Origin of the sequence: Collinsella aerofaciens, from assembly GCF_002736145.1 — a bacterium.
GTDB classification, from domain to species: Bacteria; Actinomycetota; Coriobacteriia; order Coriobacteriales; family Coriobacteriaceae; genus Collinsella; species Collinsella aerofaciens_A.
Map to the genome: position 1 here is coordinate 1,074,577 of NZ_CP024160.1, position 18,322 is coordinate 1,092,898.

12 protein-coding genes are annotated in these 18,322 nt (G+C 61.9%); 7 read left to right on the plus strand and 5 right to left on the minus strand.

Annotated features, from left to right (window positions below):
* Positions 1–278 precede the first annotated feature (278 nt).
* The 7 genes from CSV91_RS04665 to CSV91_RS04695 all read left to right on the plus strand — a co-directional run bounded on the left by CSV91_RS04665 (position 279) and on the right by CSV91_RS04695 (position 7,446).
* A complete protein-coding gene (locus CSV91_RS04665) occupies positions 279–860 on the plus strand; it encodes a hypothetical protein (protein WP_147579385.1) in 582 nt (193 codons plus the stop codon).
* 77 nt (positions 861–937) lie between these two features.
* On the plus strand, positions 938–1,216 hold the full coding sequence (locus CSV91_RS10265) for an FHA domain-containing protein (RefSeq protein WP_414436975.1): 279 nt from the start codon (positions 938–940) through the stop codon (positions 1,214–1,216).
* A gap of 95 nt (positions 1,217–1,311) precedes the next feature.
* The gene (locus tag CSV91_RS04675) at positions 1,312–3,387 is read left to right on the plus strand and encodes a protein kinase domain-containing protein (protein ID WP_099431998.1); all 2,076 of its coding nucleotides are present in this window, start codon (positions 1,312–1,314) and stop codon (positions 3,385–3,387) included.
* 411 nt (positions 3,388–3,798) lie between these two features.
* On the plus strand, positions 3,799–6,141 hold the full coding sequence (locus tag CSV91_RS04680) for a heavy metal translocating P-type ATPase (RefSeq protein ID WP_099431999.1): 2,343 nt from the start codon (positions 3,799–3,801) through the stop codon (positions 6,139–6,141).
* 152 nt (positions 6,142–6,293) lie between these two features.
* Positions 6,294–6,515, plus strand: a complete 222-nt coding sequence (locus tag CSV91_RS04685; protein WP_099432000.1) for a heavy-metal-associated domain-containing protein — start codon at positions 6,294–6,296, stop codon at positions 6,513–6,515.
* Between the two features lie 38 nt (positions 6,516–6,553).
* On the plus strand, positions 6,554–6,826 hold the full coding sequence (locus tag CSV91_RS04690; RefSeq protein ID WP_006235337.1) for a metal-sensing transcriptional repressor: 273 nt from the start codon (positions 6,554–6,556) through the stop codon (positions 6,824–6,826).
* Between the two features lie 146 nt (positions 6,827–6,972).
* Entirely contained in the window at positions 6,973–7,446 is a 474-nt protein-coding gene (locus tag CSV91_RS04695; protein ID WP_099432001.1) for a hypothetical protein, read from the plus strand.
* A 133-nt stretch (positions 7,447–7,579) separates the two neighbouring features.
* Here CSV91_RS04695 and CSV91_RS04700 read toward each other — a convergent pair whose 3' ends face one another.
* The 5 genes from CSV91_RS04700 to gltB all read right to left on the minus strand — a co-directional run bounded on the left by CSV91_RS04700 (position 7,580) and on the right by gltB (position 17,859).
* Entirely contained in the window at positions 7,580–8,950 is a 1,371-nt protein-coding gene (locus CSV91_RS04700; protein ID WP_232049562.1) for an amidohydrolase family protein, read from the minus strand.
* A 215-nt stretch (positions 8,951–9,165) separates the two neighbouring features.
* Positions 9,166–10,242 carry a hypothetical protein gene (locus tag CSV91_RS04705; RefSeq protein ID WP_147579386.1) on the minus strand — a complete coding sequence of 359 codons (1,077 nt, stop codon included), beginning with the start codon at positions 10,240–10,242 and terminating at the stop codon, positions 9,166–9,168.
* A 354-nt stretch (positions 10,243–10,596) separates the two neighbouring features.
* Positions 10,597–11,304 carry a hypothetical protein gene (locus CSV91_RS04710; protein ID WP_099432004.1) on the minus strand — a complete coding sequence of 236 codons (708 nt, stop codon included), beginning with the start codon at positions 11,302–11,304 and terminating at the stop codon, positions 10,597–10,599.
* 370 nt (positions 11,305–11,674) lie between these two features.
* Entirely contained in the window at positions 11,675–13,156 is a 1,482-nt protein-coding gene (locus CSV91_RS04715) for a glutamate synthase subunit beta (protein WP_099432005.1), read from the minus strand.
* 5 nt (positions 13,157–13,161) lie between these two features.
* Entirely contained in the window at positions 13,162–17,859 is a 4,698-nt protein-coding gene (gene gltB / locus CSV91_RS04720) for a glutamate synthase large subunit (RefSeq protein WP_099432006.1), read from the minus strand.
* Positions 17,860–18,322: the final 463 nt, after the last annotated feature.

The window sequence follows — 18,322 nt, forward strand, 5'->3', positions numbered from 1 at the left end:
CTCTTTCCTTTCAGCTGGTGAACTTTCGTATTATTTCTATCGCTGAAATTGCGAGAAGTGTTGCGCAACATCTAAAATGGTCGCAAAAGGTTACGCGAACGGCGGTCGGGACACCCTGCCCGTTGCTTTGCGTGACCATCATTCGATTCGTGCTACCCGTGCCATCGTGCCGAACGCCGAATGCGCCCACCAGCACATTCCTTACGAGTTGGCCTAAGCCCGGCAATCGGCGCGCACATTTTAAAGGCTCGTCAGGCTAACGACGGGAACGGAGGAGCATGCGTACACCAAGTTCAGAGATGTACGGAGATCTGCGAAGCTTCGGCGGCATCACCAACTGCGCCGCCGCCTCGATTCTCATTTCGAGCAAGTCTGATCTGTTCAGCCATGTCTCCAATCGTCCGTTTCTTTCGCGAAAGATTACAAACGCCGCGCCGGGTTCCATCGATCCCGCCGAGTTTTCTAACTTTGGCATTAGCACTCAGACGTTGTTTTCGAAAATCATCTCGAATTTGGGCGGATCAAATGCGCGCCGTCTCGTGTCCGCGCACTATGCGGGGCCAGCGGCACTCAACATGCAAGAAGCTCTGACCTGCATCGGCGAGGACGCAAGCGTCTATGCCAACGCACTGCACAGAATTAATAACGGGACGCTCAAATCAGAGCTGGACCGCGACATCTTATATCTGCATCTCTTTATCGCGTGCGGCTGTCTACAAAACGCCTCGGCCGCCGTTAAGAGCACCGAGATGTTTGCCAACGTGAGCCTTGCCGTCTCTTTAAAAACGCAGTTGACGAGCGTGAATAAACCGAAGCGATTCCCCCCCCTCACAAGCCCGATCACACCCAACTGGGGTTAATTCGCGTAATCGGCAGCTCAGTCGTTCCCCCGATTCATCCCCTGTCCATTGAGCCCGAAGGGACAGTCATCGGCTCCATCGGCTACACCCCCTCCGATATCACCGATGTTGGAAGCTCGGTATCACGCCGGCATCTTCATATCTGGCTCGAAAACGGCACCTGGTACGCAAGGGGGCTTCATTCTACAAACGGGACGATCCTCATCAGCGGATCGAACGGAAAAGAGCGGACGCTCGAAATGCCCCGAAGCAAACGAGGGATTTCAGAGGCCTCTCCCTCCGCAATCATTGCAAATGGGGACATTCTTCAGCTGGGAACGGATACTTCCTTCCTTGTTGTATCCTTGGCTAAATAGCCGCTGGCAATATCTATCATGACGGGTCAAATCACCTCCCTTCCGCTCTCCTGTCTTGATGACCCAGCTTTATTCGTATTGACGGGAGTATTCTCATGGATATCGTCGACGGCAATAAACTCATCCGTCTCGATACGTTCGATACCGCTGTGGCGGTCGACCCCAGCGCCGAGGACGACGCCAAGCGTCGGTTTATGACGCTTATTCTCCAGACGGCCCACCGCAACAACGGCAACATCGGGCACGTGCTGCGCGCGACCAACACGAGCGGCGAGGTCTTTGCCGTCAAGCTACTCAAGGACAACGCCATCCTTTCCGGCCAAGCCCCCGACCGCTCCGCCGAGCAATCGGCCGCTCACCTGGCCAACACCGCCGCGCTGTTCGAGGAGTACCGTCATCTGTGTACCGTCTCGCACCTGCGCGGATTTCCGCGCGTCTATGGCTACGGTTCATGCGAGGACGACCCGCTCATCCTCATGGAGTGGGTCGAGGGCACCTCACTCAAGCAGGCGCTGCCCCTGCTTCCGCACGACGCCTCGGGCGGGCTGACCACCCAGATGGTCGCCGCCGTCGGAAACGCCGTGCTTCGCGCGCTCTTGATGACCCAAGGCCTCGTGAACCCGGTCATCCATCGCGATCTGTCGCCCGCCAATATCATGTTCCGCACCACCAGCCGAACGCTCGAGCAGCAGATTGCCGATTGCTCCTTTGACCCCTGCCTCATCGACATGGGCTCCGCGACCATGGCTCTCGGCGACGACACGATCACCCGGCGCGCCGACATCTGGCGCTTTGCCACGCCCGCATATGCCGCGCCCGAAATGCTCACGCAGGATATCGAAGGCATCACGGCCCTTCGTCGCTCGCCCGCGATCGACGTCTATGCGCTTTCGAGCATTCTGTACCAGCTCTACAGCGGTCGTAAGCCGTTCGACGTCGAGTCGACGGGTGCCGCGGCGACCGGCTCGTTCTACCTCATAAAGACCAAGACCAAGCCGGCACCGCTCGAGCCGCGATGCGAGGGCGACAAAGCGCTTGTCCAGATCATCATGAAAGGCATCTCGGTTGAACAGGGCGATCGCCCTACCGAGCAGCAGATGCTCGAGGTGCTCTCGACATACCTCCCCGCTGCAGAATCTGAGGACCGCGAGGGTGCAGGAGACGAGGCCGCAATTGATATCGATTCTGGCACGCACCTTAAGGTCGACGTCGCCGACGAGCGCGCACGAGAGATCCTGGAGCAGGCCCGTCACGATGCCATGACCCGCCGCCGCTTTGTCATCGGCGGCGTCGTTGCAGCCGTTGCGGGGCTCGGCGTTATCGGGGCGGCAACCCATGGCTTTGGCATCCCCGACTACCTGGACGGCATCCGCGGTTCGCTTGACGACTACACCTGGGCTCAGCTGCAGGAGATTTCGCTCAAGATAAAGGCCGCCGAGACCCGTAGCGAGGCACGCGAGATTGCCAAGCGCTACCACCTGCTCGACGCTGATGGGCATATCCCCTATCCGTGCACCAAGCGTGTGAAACTCGCCAACGGGCTGCAGGTTGGCGCGCAGCTTGTGGGCATCCGCCACGATGAGCTTCTGGACGGGACGGGCAAGGCCGGACTGACGTTTATGTTCGATGCGGGTATTGCCGAGCGCAACGCTGCGGCTGAACCGCCGAGCGCCGGCTGGGCAGATTGCGAGCTGCGAGAATGGCTCGACGGCGACGGCCTTAAGCTGCTGCCCAACGAGTTGCGCGCGCTCATCAAATCTGTCAAAAAGGTCTCGAATAACGTTGGCGCCGCCAACAGTGCGTCGTGTCTGAGCGAGTTGCCCGCAACCCTTTGGCTGCCCGCCATGGTCGAGCTGTGCGGTACGCAACCGCCCGATTCGTTTGCCGAGGGCTTTCACTACCTGGCCGACATCTATAACGGCGAGGGCAAGGAGTACCAACTCTTCCGCGAGCTCAAGGTAAGTCCGTATACCACGAACGAGACGTTGGTTCGCCAGTGGAAGGGCAAGGACGCCTGTTGGTGGGAGCGCACGGTGAGCCCCGACACATCGGAGAGCGAAGGCACGCTCTATATGAACCGCGTGGGGCACGACGGCGACGTCTTTACGTACGCAACGCCTGCGGAAAAGCCAAACAAGCTAACCTGTGTGATCCCCGGGTTCTGTATCTAGGCGGCGGGCGTCTTGCCGTGACGGGACCCCTCCCCGGCAATTGTCTCGATCTGTAACACTAGCTCGGCAGATACAGGTCTAGATGTTACAGAACGAGACAAACCCCAACCCCGCGAGACAACATCTCAATCTGTAACAGTAAGGGGTCAAAAACCTCTCTAGATGTTACAGATCAAGACATTTGAGTTGACCGCGGACAGTCTGTCTCGATCTGTAACATCTAGCAGGCAAAACGGTCCCCAGATGTTACAGATTGAGATGTTTGGCAGAGACTGCCAACGATTGAGCAGCCGCCCTCATCCGTAACGAAATGTCATATATTTCTTTCTGTACTAGACACCCCCAGGGGGTATGGGTGTATAGTATCGACAGGATAACAATTCCAACACCGAACCACAGAAAGGAGAAGCCATGGCTCAAGATAAGTTCGACGTGGGTGGCATGACATGCGCCGCCTGCCAGGCGCACGTGGACCGCGCCGTGAGCAAACTCGACGGCGTCCAAAGCGTCGCGGTCAACCTGCTCGCCGGTTCCATGATGGTCGACTATGACCCCGCGCAGGTCTCCCCCGACGATATCTGCACCGCCGTCGACCGCGCGGGCTACTCGGCCACGCCCGTCGATGCGGGCTCCGGTGCCGCCGGCTCAAACGGCAGCGCGCAAGCCAGGTCCGGCGCCGCCCACATGGAGTCGCCAACCAAAAAGTTGGAGGCCGCCGCCTCTGCCATGCGCACTCGTCTCATCGTCTCGATCGCATTCCTCATCCCGCTGTTCTACATAGGCATGGGACACATGCTCGGCTGGCCGCTGCCCGCTGTCTTCACCGACCATACCCACAGCATGACGCTCGCCCTCACCGAGCTCGTCCTGCTCATCCCCATCGTCTATGTCAACGACGCGTACTTTATCAACGGGTTTAAATCGCTCGCGCACGGCGCGCCCACCATGGACGCCCTCATCGCCGTGGGCGCCACCGCCTCCATCGCCTGGTCGCTCTACGCTATGTTCATCATGGCCGACCATTTAGCCGCGGGTCAGGTCCACGAAGCCATGATGACGGGCATGGACAATCTGTATTTTGAGAGCGCCGGCACGATTCTGTCGCTCGTCACCGTGGGCAAATACCTCGAGACGCGCAGCAAGTCCAAAACCGGCGGCGCCATCGAGGCGCTGATCGACCTGGCGCCCAAGGCCGCGACCGTCGTGGCGGTGGACGGCAGCGAGACCACCGTCGACGTCGACAGCATCCTACCCGGCCAAGTCCTGCGCGTGCGCCCCGGCGAGTCCATCCCCGTCGACGGCGTGGTGCTCGAAGGCAGCTCGGCCGTGGACGAGAGTGCGCTCACCGGCGAGTCCATCCCCGTGGAAAAGACCGCCGGCGACACCGTCAACGCCGCCACGGTCAACCGCACCGGATCGTTTACCTTCCGTGCCACGCGCGTGGGCGCAGACACGTCGCTCGCCAAAATTATCCAGCTCGTCGAGGACGCCAACGCCACCAAGGCGCCCATCGCCCGCATGGCCGACAAGGTCGCCGGTGTGTTTGTGCCCGTGGTGTTTGTGATCTCGGCCGTGACCTTTGCGGTGTGGATGGCACTGACCGGCAGCATAAACGAAGCACTCACCTCCGCCGTGGCCGTGCTGGTGATCAGCTGTCCGTGCGCATTGGGCCTGGCCACGCCCGTCGCCATTATGGTGGGCACCGGCAAGGGCGCCGAGATGGGCATTCTGTTCAAGAGCGCCGAGGCGCTGGAGAACCTGCGCAGCGTGGGCACCGTGGTGCTCGATAAGACGGGCACGGTCACCCGCGGCAAGCCTGCCGTGACCGATATCGTGGTAGCCACGCGCTCCGACGGCTCGCCCGCCATGAGCGAAAAGGCGCTGCTCAAGCTGGCCGCCGCATTGGAGCGCTCAAGCGAGCACCCGCTGGCCGAGGCGATTATGGCCGAGTGCGAGACGCGCGGAATTGTCGCGCGCATGGTCGAGGACTTTGCCGCTGTGCCCGGGCGAGGCGTTACGGCGCGCGAGGGGCAAAACGCCATTGCCGCCGGCAATATGCGCTTAATGGGCGAGCTGGGCGCGAAGGTGCCCGCGGGCCTTGCCGAGCAATTTGCCGCCGAGGGCAAGACGCCGCTGTTCTTTGCCAAGAACGGCGAGCTTGCCGGCACCGTTGCCGTGGCTGACGAGGTCAAGGAGACGAGTGCCGGGGCCATCGCCGCGCTGCGTTCGCTCGGCGTCGATGTGCGCATGCTCACCGGCGACAACCGCGTGACGGCCGAGGCCATCGCCCGCCGCGTGGGGCTGAGCAGCGAACAGGTCATCGCCGACGTCCTCCCCGCCGACAAGGAGCGCCACGTGCGCGAACTGCAGGATGCGGGCAGCAAGGTCGCCATGGTGGGCGACGGCATCAACGACTCCCCCGCCCTGGCGCGCGCCGACGTGGGCCTTGCTATCGGCACCGGCGCCGACATCGCCAAGGAGGGCGCCGACGTGGTACTCATGCGCAGCGATCTCATGGACGTCGCCCGTGCCATCGAGCTGTCACGTACCACAATCCGCAACATCAAGCAGGACCTGTTCTGGGCGCTGTTCTACAACGGCATCGGCATTCCGCTGGCGGCGGGCGTGTTCTTCCCCCTCACCGGTTGGCAGCTCTCGCCGATGTTCGGCGCCGCGGCCATGAGCCTGTCGAGCGTGTGCGTCGTAAGCAATGCTCTGCGCCTGAAATCCTTTAAGCCCAAGACGGCGCACTGATGCACCCGACCTTGCCCCTCAAACCGTCGCTCGCGTACCCAAGTACGCTTCGCTCCTCTTTCGGGGCAATCTCGGGCACCTCAGCGCACCTTTAAGATGACGCTGTTCACGACTAAACTGTCAGATAATCTCAATCGATAAGGAGTACACCCATGCGATACACAATCAAGACTTCCGGCCTCATGTGCGGCCACTGCGACGCCACCGTCGAGACGGCGTTGCTCAACGTGGCCGGCGTGACCGACGCCGACGCCGATCACGAGACTCAGACCGTCCAGGTGGAGTGCGCCGACACCGTGACCGCCGAGCAGCTCGCTGCCACCGTCGAGGGCGCCGGCGAGAAGTTCCACGCCCTGTCCGTAACCGCCGCGTAACGACCCACGCGCACCCCGACCAGAAACGAGGACCCGCCATGATGGCAGACCACAAATCGGTGACCCGCATGCTCAAGACGGCACGTGGTCAGATCGACGGCATCCTGCGGATGGTCGAGGAGGACCGCTACTGCGTCGATATTTCCACGCAGCTCATGGCAACGCAGGCGCTCATTGCGCGCATCAACGCCGACGTGCTCAAGGCGCATATCGAGGGTTGCGTGACCTCGGCAATCGAATCGGGCGACGAAGACCTCAAGGCCGCCAAGCTCGCCGAGATCGAACGCGTCGTCGACAAGCTCTCCAAGTGATTGGGGCATTGGGGACGGACTGCTTTGCACCATCTTGGTGTATCGGGGACAGGCACGTTTACACCACATTGGTGCAGAATAACCTGTCCCCCTTGCTCTAAATCGGGTATAAAGGCGTGCGGCATATCGAATGAAAGGCAATTTGCATGAATGACTTTATGAAGGGTCGCAATGGTGCCGATGAACTCACCATCGTGATGGGTTTTGCCGGCATTGTCATCGCGATGATCGGATCGATAGCCCGCATCCAGTGGCTCAGCTGGATCGCCATCGCCGTCATCGTGATTGGCGTGCTGCGCGGCCTGTCCAAAAACATCGACGCACGTCGCAAGGAGAACGAGGCCTTTGTCGCCGCGACCGCGAACGTCCCCGGCTTGGGCAAGTTCGTCGCCAGCTTGGGCGGTGGAACTGCAGCGGCCGGCACCTCGCGCGCGGCTGGAACGAGCAAGGAAGACTTTGAGCGTGCCAAGCGCACGGCCAAGAAGATGTGGAAGGGCCGCAAGACCACGGCATACCTCAAGTGCCCCAACTGCGGCCAGATGCTCTCCGTCCCCAAGGGCAAAGGCAAGATCCGCGTCACCTGCCCCAAGTGCCACGCCAAGATGGAAACCCGCTCCTAGCGCCCGCACGCGGGACAAATTAATCAGGTTTGTTTGTCCCAAATCTTAAGTATTTGTTCGATAAAAAAGCCGAGGCCTCGTGTTGAGACCTCGGCTTTTTGTATGCGGCAACGGAGCTGCACCTTTGTCACACCTACGCCACGCCGTCGCGGGCCAGCTCCTCAGCCAGCGCTTCGGCAGGCATGGCCATAATCGCGTCGAGCTCGGCGTCCACCTCGGGAATACGCTTCACCTTGAGCTTGCGTACCAGATCACCGCGACACATCACATGCGTCGGCTCACGCAGAGTGCACAGGTCATCGAGCGGATTCTTGCGCGTCACCAGGATATCGGCGGCCTTGCCGCACTCGATCGTACCGGTCTCGCCGCCCAGCCCCAGGAGCTCGGCATTGACCTGCGTGGCCGTATGCAGCGCAAAGGCGTTGCTCACGCCCACGTACTTGGCAAAATAGGCCACCTCGCGCCACATGTCGTACTGCGTCACGAACGGGCAGCTTGAGTCCGTGCCCAAGCCCACCTTAACGCCGGCATCCAGCGCCGCACGAGCACTCTCGATAATGCCCGAGCACACGATGTCGCCGTTCTTCTTTTGCGTGTCAGTCGAATGGGTCTTCTCCGGATCGAGCAACACAAACGGCAGCGCCGGGCTGATAGTGCAGGTAACGCTGGGCGCACGTCCCTCGAGCTGCGTGCCCGCGGCGCCACGGTACAGCTCCAGGATCTCGGGCGTCATCGGGGCACCGTGCTCGATCGTGTCGACCCCGGCCTCAAGCGCGGCCTTCACGCCCTCGGTGCTCTCGACATGAGCCATAACCGGCAGGCCCACCTCGTGCGCCGCCTTGCACGCCGCCGCGGCAACCTCCACCGGCATACGCAGCACGCCCGGCTCGCCCACCTCGGTCGCATCGAACACACCGCCCGTTACGAACAGCTTAATGACGTCGGCGCCGCGCGCATACAGGTCTCTCACCTGCTCGGCTGCCTCGACGGGGCTGTTGGCCACCTGGGCGAACAAGCCCGCGCCATGGCCGCCCGGCACCGTGACGCCCGTTCCCGGCGCTACCAGGCGCGGACCCTGATACTTGCCGGCGTCGATAGCGTCGCGCACGGCAATGTCGGCAAACAGCGGGTCGCCCGCGCCGCGCACCGTGGTCACGCCGCTTGCCAGCTGCTGCTGGGCACTGCCCTTGAGGATGCGGCACACGATGGCGCGCCCCACGGGATTATCGAGTTTCTTCATCAGCGCTCCCGCATCGCCGGCCGAGACAGGCTTGCCCGAGCCGCACAGGTGCACGTGCATATTGATGAGACCGGGCATGAGATACGCGCCACCCAGGTCGATAACCTCGGCACCTGCAGGCGCCTGCGCCACAGCACTCGGCCCCATCCAGGTGATGACGCCGCGCTCAACAGTCACGGCCATATCGGGTTGCGGCTCCATATGCTCCGAACCATCCAGAATGGTCGCATTGATAAACAACGTGGAACGATCGGCAGATGCCATATCGAGCTCCTCCCTCACGATTAACTTGAACATTTGTCCATTATCACCTAGTCCCGCTGGATTGCTGCAGACGCATCGGTTAACGGAAGGAAGAGGGGATGTGGGGAGACGGAACACGTTGCAGTCCCACCCCAGCGACACCAGGGAAATGTCTCGATCTGTAGCAATTACGAGCTCAAACAGCCTCTAAACGTTACAGATCGAGACAAAACCTCTCAGCGCCCATACCACTGGCATCTCCACTCCTCAGCCAATTCAACCTGCCGAGGAATACCCGCCAGCCTCATTTTCTCGACCAGCTTCCCCGGATCTTTGAGTTCGTTAAACGTAAACCGAAGCACCCTATGCCCGAGCATTGCCAGATGAGATTCCCGCTGACGCTCTGCCACGAATGGGTCGACCGACTCCCGGCTCTCGCCGCTCTGCAAGGTGTACTTCCCCTTTCCGTCGAGCTCGCCGATGACACACGTCCCGTCCTCGAGCCGCCAAAAATAGTCGACGCGAAACACCTGGCTCGAATCGAGCGGGTCGCGAAACTCCACCTGCAGCTCCGGAACCGGAAAGCCGTACGCAATAAAGAATGCTCGGAACCGAGACTCGCCGCCGTTTTCAGACAGCCCGTCCGCATACGACGCAATCACCTGTGCCCTGCGATACCCTCGCCTGCCCTCGCAATCGGCGCGGAGGCGCTCGCACAAATCCCCACGTGATACGCCTTTCGCCCGCAGTGCAGAATCGGCAATCGCCAACCCGTAGGAGAACGGCGCACGCAGTAGGCAATCCTCCACCGTGCGCCAAAACGACGTCACCCGCACTCCATCAACATGCTCGAGTGCGCCCGCCATCTGCGGACGCAACAACCTGCACCCGCCGCTCAACGTCACCGAACAACCCGTCTTAACAAGAAAACGCGACCCAAGCAGATCATTCGGCACCTCCAGACCCCACAAAAGCGCCGCGTCATAGCCCCAAAACGCCCAATCGGGATGAAATTCCGCAAGCCCTTTGATAGTCCTCAGCGCTCGCTCCGCCGGCGTCAATGCATCCCAATCATGCTGAAAACAGAACAGGTACGGCTCGGGCTCCGCGATATCGTCGGTTCCAACATGGCGTCGCAGCCACATGAGCTCGGTATTGTCATGCGTTGCGAGCAGCGCACCTTGCTTGGCCGTCTCCGTGAGCCGCGCGAGCATCCTATTCCGCGCCAACGTGTTGCGAGTCGCATGTTTGTGTTTGAGAACGGTATTAGGCACTTTCATCACCACCACGTCAGACAAATGGACCATCGTCACCGTTGCCTCCGCTGACAAATGTCTTGATCTGTAACAGGAAGACAGTCTTTGAGCCTCTAGTTGTTACAGAACAAGATCTTTCGGCAGCCGCCAACCTTCCGTCTCAATCTGTAACAGGTAGGTCGAATTTGGGTCTGTAGATGTTACAGATTGAGACATTCCCCCAACCAGGTGCCAAACGTCTCGTTCTGTAACAGTTAGACGTTCTCCAGCCCCCCCAAACGTTACAGATTTAGACAAACCAGCGGCGCCCAAGCGTTCGTCTCGATCTGTAACAGGTAGACCGGTTTTTTGTCCCTAAACGTTACAGATTGAGACAAAGTCAGGGCAGCAAGGCGACACCAGTCACACCCCCTACTCCCACTCCTGCTCGTAGATATTGAGCGACTTTACGTACCGCCCCTGGGCGCCCATGATGTCGCGGACCAGACGCAAGAAGAAGCTGATGCACGAGGTGTCAAAGCCGTCCTGCAGGTCCTCCGGATGCACCGCACCCGGCCCATCGACCGCCGTATCGCTCAGCCGCGCGATGTCATACAGGTAGAGCTGTCCCGCCGTAAGCCAGACATCGTCGACGCAGGCGAGGCGCACCGCAATCGCGCCATCGTTCCAATGCTCCTTTTGCACGATATGCGGGTCGTAGACATCAAAGCGACGGTCGGTGCGCGTGTCCTTCAGCGCGACCATGCCGGACGCAGGATTCTTGTCCAAAATGCCAAAGCGCGAGAAATACTGCGTGTCGCGTACCTGCTCGAGCCGCTTGAGCGAGGCAGGCGAAAGCGATGCCGGCGGCTCGTCAACATATAGCTCGAGCAGCGTTTTGCCATGGCGATAGGGGCGCTCGAAAAGCAGCCAATCGGTAAATGCCATGTTGTAGGCTATGATTTCGTTTTGCGAAGGCTCGGTGCAATAGCTGAGCCACGGGTCGACGATAATCTCGAACTGCTCGCGCGCCGGCTCCAGGAATTGAAACTTCCGCAGCATCCAAAAATGGGCCATGTCGGCAATATCGTTGCCGACGGCTTCAGCCAGCTCTGCTCGGTCAAGAACTTGGTCAGTCATGGCATCCTCCTCAAACTGATGGACCTCAATTTGAGCTTACGAGGAGGGTGGGCAGCCACGACCAGCGCGGGCAAAATAGGCCTCCGGCTGCAAACCAAATGCTGACCAAACACTTGACGAAAAGCTAGACCGAAAATGCGCACCGCAACAAAATCGCAGGTAGACATAGACAGCCAACCAACCCTTTTGAGCCAGATGCCCGCAACCACCACAGAAACAACAGGTGACCACAGCCCAAGAAATCGACAAATGAACATCCGTACGTCGACAAACGAGCAAACTGCTCGCAAATCCGCAAGGAGTGTCCCCGAATGCCGGCAGTTAGGGACAGCCCTTGCCGATTCGATTGTTGAATAACTCCGTGATTACCTTACAGCGCCAACGCGTCGGCGACTTCGGCAGCGCAGGCCAGGGCATCGGCCATGGCGCTCACCACGAGCGAGCTGCCGTTGCGGGCATCACCCGCCACATACACCGGCGCGGCATCCGCGGCGACACCCTCCGTGCGAGCCGCAAGATGCGAGCCCTCAGCAGCCATCACCGGCAGCGGACGACCAGCGGTGGCAACAGGCACGCTCACCGCATCGAACACGCCGTGCTCCGGACCCGTAAAGCCGCAGGCGATGAGCACCAGCTGCGCCGGCACCTCGTGCTCGGAGCCCGCGATGCGCTCGGGCTTTCCCGCCGACCAGTCCAGATCGACCACGCGCAGACCCGCAGCCGCACCCTTCTTGTCCAGCAGCACCTCGAGGGTATCCACACCCCAGGCACGTATCTCGCCACCCATCGCAGCGATAGCCTCCTGCTGGCCGTAGTCGGTCTTCTTAACGTTGGGCCACTGCGGCCAGGGGTTGCTCGCCGCGCGCTTATCGGGCGCAGCCGGCAAGAACTCAAACTGGCGCACGCTGCGCGCGCCCTGACGCACCGCGGTACCCACGCAGTCGTTGCCGGTATCGCCACCGCCAATGACCACGACGTCCAGGCCGCGCGCGTCAATAGCAGGCTCACCGCCATCGAGCACCGAGACGGTCGAAGCCGTCAGGTAGTCCACGGCATACACCACGCCCGGGGCATCAATGTTCGCAGCCGAAAGCCCACGCGGAGCACGGGCGCCGGCAGCCACCACGACGGCGTCAAAGTCGTCGAGCCTGGCGGTAACCTTGGGATCGCTCACGTCGGCGCCCAGCTCGAACACAATACCCAGCTCGCGCATGAGCGCCACGCGACGCTCGACCACAGACTTCTCGAGCTTCATGTTGGGAATGCCGTACATGAGCAGACCGCCCGGGCGGTCGTCGCGCTCAAACACCGTCACGCGGGCGCCGCGACGCGCAAGCTCCCATGCAGCCACCAGACCAGCAGGACCGGAGCCCACCACGGCAACCGTGGGTGCGCCCTCCCCCGCCGGCTCAAAGCGGCGCGGGCCACCGTTTGCCCACTCATGGTCGCTGATCGCACGCTCGTTGTCATGGATCGTCGTGGGCTGGCCATCGACCGAACCCAGGTTGCACGCGGCCTCGCACAGCGCCGGGCACACACGGCTCGTAAACTCGGGCATGGGCGAGGTGAGCGACAGACGCTCGGCAGCCTCGTCCCAGCGGCCGCGGTACACCAGCTCATTCCACTCGGGAATCAGGTTGTGCAGCGGACAGCCGCTCGGGCGTGCCTTGCCAAAGCTCGCGCCCATCTGGCAAAACGCCACGCCGCACATCATGCAGCGGCTCGCCTGGGCGCGACGTGCGTCGTCGTCGAGCTCCACGTACAGCGGATCGAAATCACGGCTGCGCTCCTCCACGGGGCGAAGCTCGTGGGTCACGCGATCGATATCAAGAAAAGCACCGGGCTTACCCATGGCACTTACGCCTCCTTCTTGGTCGAAGCAACAGAGCTGGCAGCCACGGACGCAGCGCCCGCAGCACCGCCCGCGGCATCGAAGCGAGCGACATCCGCGGCGCTCGCGCGACCGGTCACAATGTCAAACGCCAGCTCCTCAGCCTGCGCATGCGTCTTGCCGGCAGCCTCACCCGCGGCGACAATCGCCAGCACGCGCTCGTACTCGGTCGGAATGACCTTCACAAAGTGCTTGCTCATCGTCTCAAAGCTGTAGAGCAGCTTAATGCCGCGCGGGCTCTGGGTCGCATCCACGTGCTCCTGGATGAGCGCGCGAATCTGCGCCAGCTCGCCGGCCGTCGGGGCCTTGAGCTCAACGCTCTCGTGGTTCACACGGGTATCGAGCGTGCCGTACTGGTCAAAGACATAGGCCACGCCGCCCGTCATGCCGGCGGCAAAATTCTGCCCGACCTCGCCCAGAATGAGCGCCAGGCCGCCCGTCATGTACTCGCAGCCATGGTTGCCGCAGCCCTCGACCACCACGGTGGCACCGGAGTTGCGCACGGCAAAACGCTGGCCAGCAAGACCGTTAATGAAGCCGCGGCCGCTCGTGGCACCAAAGAACGCAACGTTGCCCACGATGATGTTCTCGTCGAACTTGTAGGTCGCATGCGGGTTGGGGCGCACCGACACCTCGCCGCCCGAAAGGCCCTTGCCAAAGTAGTCGTTGGCGTCGCCGCACACGTTGAGCGTAATGCCGCGCGGCAGGAAGGCGCCAAAGCTCTGACCGGCCGAACCATCGCAATCGATGGTGATGGAGCCGGCGGGCAGGCCCTCGGGATGTGCCTTGGTCACCGCGTTACCCAGGATGGTGCCCACGCAGCGGTTGACGTTGGCGATATCGGCGCGGAAGCGAATCGGGCGCAGGTGCGCGCGAGCGTCGGCCGTGTAGGGCACAAACAGCGTGGAGTCGAGTGTCTTGTCGAGCTCGCTGTCCGCAGCCATCTGGGGCAGGAAGTGACGGCCGTCGGCACCCGGGATGTGGGCACCAAACTCACAGGTCGCGCTTGCCAGCACGGGCGACAGATCCAGCAGGTTAGCTTTGCGATTGCCCGGGACCTCGATCTGGCGCAAGCACTCGGGATGGCCGACCATCTCATCGACGGTGCGGAAGCCCAGGCTCGCCATGACCTCGCGCAGCTGCTCGGCAACAAAGAGCATAAAGTGCTCGACGTGCTCGGGCTTGCCGCGGAAGCCGCGACGCAGGCGGCAGTTTTGCGTGGCGATGCCGGCCGGGCAGGTATCCTGCTGGCAGTCGCGCTGCATGAGGCAACCCATGGAGATGAGCGGCATAGTCGCAAAGCCAAACTCCTCGGCACCCAGCAGGCAGGCGACAGCGACGTCGGTGCCGTCCATGAGTTTGCCGTCGGCCTCGAGCACCACGCGTGAGCGCAGGCCGTTTTGCAGCAGCGTCTGTTGAGCCTCGGCAAGACCGAGCTCCAGCGGCAGACCGGCGTGCCAGATAGAGTCGCGCGCAGCGGCACCCGAGCCGCCGTTGTGGCCGCTGATCAAGATCTTGTCGGCAGCACCCTTGGCCACACCGGTGGCGATGGTGCCGACGCCCGCCTCACTGACCAGCTTGACCGACACGCGCGCGCCGGGGTTGGCGTTCTTAAGGTCGAAGATGAGCTCGGCCAGGTCTTCGATAGAGTAGATGTCGTGATGCGGCGGAGGCGAGATCAGGCCGATGCCGGGCGTGGACTGACGGACCTCGGCAATCCAGGGGTAGACCTTCTTGCCGGGCAGGTGACCGCCCTCGCCGGGCTTGGCGCCCTGGGCCATCTTGATCTGAATCTCGAAGGCGCTGCACAGGTAGCGGCTCGTCACGCCAAAGCGCGCGCTTGCCACCTGCTTGATCGCGGAGTTCTTGGAGTCACCGTTAGCCAGCGGGGTCTCGCGACGCGGGTCCTCGCCGCCCTCGCCCGAGTTGGAGCGTCCGTGCAGGCGATTCATGGCGATGGCCATGCACTCGTGCGCCTCTTTGCTGATGGAGCCGTACGACATGGCGCCGGTGTTAAAGCGGCGGACGATGTTGAGCGCGGGCTCCACCTCGTCGAGCGAAACCGGCGTGCGGCCGCTGGCATTAAAGTCGAGCAAGTCGCGCAGGCGCACGGCACGGCCGGTGCGGTGCAGACGAGCGCTGTACTCCTTAAAGGTGTCGTAGCTGCCCCCACGGCAGGCGGTCTGGAGCAGGTAGACGGTCTGAGGGTCGATCAGGTGATCCTCGCCGCCGAGCGGGCGCCACTTGGTCAGACCCAGCGTGGGCAGCTGATCGGGAGCCGGGCTCTTAAGGATAGCGAGCGCGGCGTCGTAGCGCTCGTTTTGCTCGCGCTCAACGTCCTCGACACCCATACCGCCCACACGGCTCACCGTGCCGGCGAAGTACGCGTTGACGAACTCCGGCGTAAAGCCCACGGCCTCGAAGATCTGCGCCGAATGGTAGCTCTGCACCGTGGAGATGCCCATCTTGGACATGATGGAGACGATGCCGGCAGTCGCAGCCTTGTTGTAGTTGGCGATGCCCTGCTCGGCCGTCACGTCCAGGTCGCCGCGTGCCGCCAGATCGCGGATGCACGCATGTGCGTTGTACGGATAGATGCCGCTCGCGGAGTAGCCCACCAGTGCCGCAAAGTCGTGCGGGGACACGGCGTCGCCGCACTCCACCACAATATCGGCAAAGGTACGCACACCGGCGCGGATCAGGTGGTTGTGCACGCAGCCCACGGCAAGCAGCGACGGCACGGGCACCTCGCCTGCTCCGGCACGATCGCTCAGCACCACAATGTTCACGCCGTCGCGGACCGCAGCCTCGACGTCCTCGGCAAGCTGTTTGAGCGCAGCCTGCAGCGCGCCCTCGCCGGCATCGCGGCGGTAGACGGCACGGAAACGACGGGTCTTAAAGCCAACACGGTCGATGGCACAGATATGCTCGAACTCTTCATCGTTGAGCAATGGGCGCTCCAAGCGCACCAGCTGACAGGCCGTGCGGGAATCCTCGAGCAGGTTGCCGTGGTTGCCCAGGTAGAGCGTGGTCGAAGTCACCATGTGCTCGCGCAGGGCATCGATCGGAGGATTCGTGACCTGAGCGAACAGCTGATAGAAGTAGTCAAAGAACGAACGCGTCTTCTTGGACAGGCAAGCCAGCGGCGCGTCGATGCCCATCGAGGCGAGCGGGGCCTTGCCCTGCTGGGCCATAGGACGCACGACCTCGTCGACGTCATCCCAGTGGTAGCCGAGCTTGGCCATGCGCACAGCGGCGGGCACCTCGGCATCCTCGGCGGACGCGGGCGCGGCGGGTTCATCGAGCGCGTCGACGGTCAGCGTCTCCTCGGCAATCCAATCACGGTAGGGCTTTTCCTTGGCGTAACGGGCGCGCAGCTCGTCGTTGTAGATCACGCGGCCGCGGGCAAAGTCGACCTCGAGCATCTGACCCGGTCCCAAGCAGCCGCTCGTCAGGATGTTCTCGGGGCGCACCTCGATGGTGCCCACCTCGCTCGCCAGCATAAAGCGGCCGTCGCGCGTCACGTAGTAGCGAGCCGGGCGCAGGCCGTTACGGTCGAGGGCGGCGCCCAGGGTACGGCCGTCGGTAAAGGCGATAGCGGCAGGACCGTCCCACGGCTCCATGAGCATGGACTGGTAAGCGTCGTAGGCGCGGCGCTCCTCACTCAGGCTATCGTTGTGGTCCCACGGCTCGGGCAGCAACATGGACGCGGCACGCGTGAGCGGGCGACCGTTCATGACCAAGAATTCGAGCACGTTGTCCAGAATCGCGGAGTCGGAACCCTCGCGGTTGATGATGGGCATCACGCGCTCAAGGTCGTGCTGCAGCACGGGGCTGTACAGGTTGGGTTCGCGGGCGCGAATCCAGTTGACGTTGCCCTTGAGGGTATTGATCTCGCCGTTGTGAATGATAAAGCGGTTGGGGTGCGCACGCTCCCAGCTGGGCGTGGTGTTGGTGGAGTAGCGCGAGTGGACGAGCGCCACGGCCGTCTTGACGGCGGCGTCGTTGAGGTCGATGAAGAAGCGGCGCATCTGCGTGGCGACGAGCATGCCCTTGTACACGATAGTGCGCGAGCTCATGGAGCAGACGTAGAAGATCTTGTCGCGCAGGGCAAACTCGGCATCGGCCTTCTTCTCGATAGTGCGACGGCACACGTACAGGCGACGCTCGAAGGCATCGCCGGCGGGCGTGTCGTCGGGGCGGCCCAGAAAGGCTTGCAGAATGGTGGGCATGCAGGCGCGTGCCGTCTCGCCCAAGTCGTGCGGGTCGACGGGCACCTCGCGCCAAAAGAGCAGCGGCACGCCGGCCTCGGCGCAGCCCTCCTCAAACACGCGACGGGCATCCTCTACGCCCTTGTCGTCCTGCGGAAAGAACAGCATGGCCACGCCATAGTCGCCCTCTGCCGGCAGAATCTGGCCGCACTTTTGAGCCTCTTTGCGGAAAAAGTGATGCGGAACCTGGAACAGGATACCGGCACCGTCGCCGGTGTTCTTCTCGAGTCCCGTACCGCCGCGGTGCTCCAAGTTGACCAGAATGGACAGTGCATCGTCCAGAATCTGGTGATGGCGCTCACCGTTGATATCGGCAAGCGCGCCGATGCCACATGCATCGTGGTCGAATTCGGGGCGATAAAGGCCCTGCTGCTGAGCGGAATCTGCCTGCATCGCGATCCTCCCCTAGATATTTAGACAGTCAGTTGAATAGGCATACTAGGAGCATCGCCGACCCGTTGTGTTTCCCACCCGTTTCGAAACAATCGCGTAACGCACGCCCCACGAGTGGACACCGCCGACCTCAAGGGCGACAACATAGGCCCCAAGTTCGGCCTGTTAGCTCACCACTTCAAACATCTCAATCTGTAACAGGAAGGCCCAATTACGACGACTAACTGTTACAGATTGAGATGTTTTCGAGAGACAGTTCCGAATGTCTCGATCTGTAACACGAAGGGCCGGTTTTGGCGGCAAACTGTTACAGATCGAGAGATTACATAGGACCATTTCTTCCTGTCTCGATCTGTAACACCTAGGCCCAATTTCCATCCCTAGTTGTTACAGATCGAGACATTTCGGCAGCCCCCCCTTTCACCATCCTATTCAAATACGGCAGTTTTGTTTGTCTTAGTTA

Bases quoted from the DNA above. Each gene is read 5' to 3' on its own strand.
- CSV91_RS04675 (WP_099431998.1), top strand. From the start codon at position 1,312: ATGGATATCGTCGACGGCAATAAACTCATCCGTCTCGATACGTTCGAT.
- CSV91_RS04715 (WP_099432005.1), bottom strand. From the start codon at position 13,156: ATGGGTAAGCCCGGTGCTTTTCTTGATATCGATCGCGTGACCCACGAG.
- CSV91_RS04695 (WP_099432001.1), top strand. From the start codon at position 6,973: ATGAATGACTTTATGAAGGGTCGCAATGGTGCCGATGAACTCACCATC.
- CSV91_RS04680 (WP_099431999.1), top strand. From the start codon at position 3,799: ATGGCTCAAGATAAGTTCGACGTGGGTGGCATGACATGCGCCGCCTGC.
- CSV91_RS04685 (WP_099432000.1), top strand. From the start codon at position 6,294: ATGCGATACACAATCAAGACTTCCGGCCTCATGTGCGGCCACTGCGAC.
- CSV91_RS04710 (WP_099432004.1), bottom strand. From the start codon at position 11,304: ATGACTGACCAAGTTCTTGACCGAGCAGAGCTGGCTGAAGCCGTCGGC.
- gltB (WP_099432006.1), bottom strand. From the start codon at position 17,859: ATGCAGGCAGATTCCGCTCAGCAGCAGGGCCTTTATCGCCCCGAATTC.
- CSV91_RS04690 (WP_006235337.1), top strand. From the start codon at position 6,554: ATGATGGCAGACCACAAATCGGTGACCCGCATGCTCAAGACGGCACGT.
- CSV91_RS04665 (WP_147579385.1), top strand. From the start codon at position 279: ATGCGTACACCAAGTTCAGAGATGTACGGAGATCTGCGAAGCTTCGGC.
- CSV91_RS04700 (WP_232049562.1), bottom strand. From the start codon at position 8,950: ATGGCATCTGCCGATCGTTCCACGTTGTTTATCAATGCGACCATTCTG.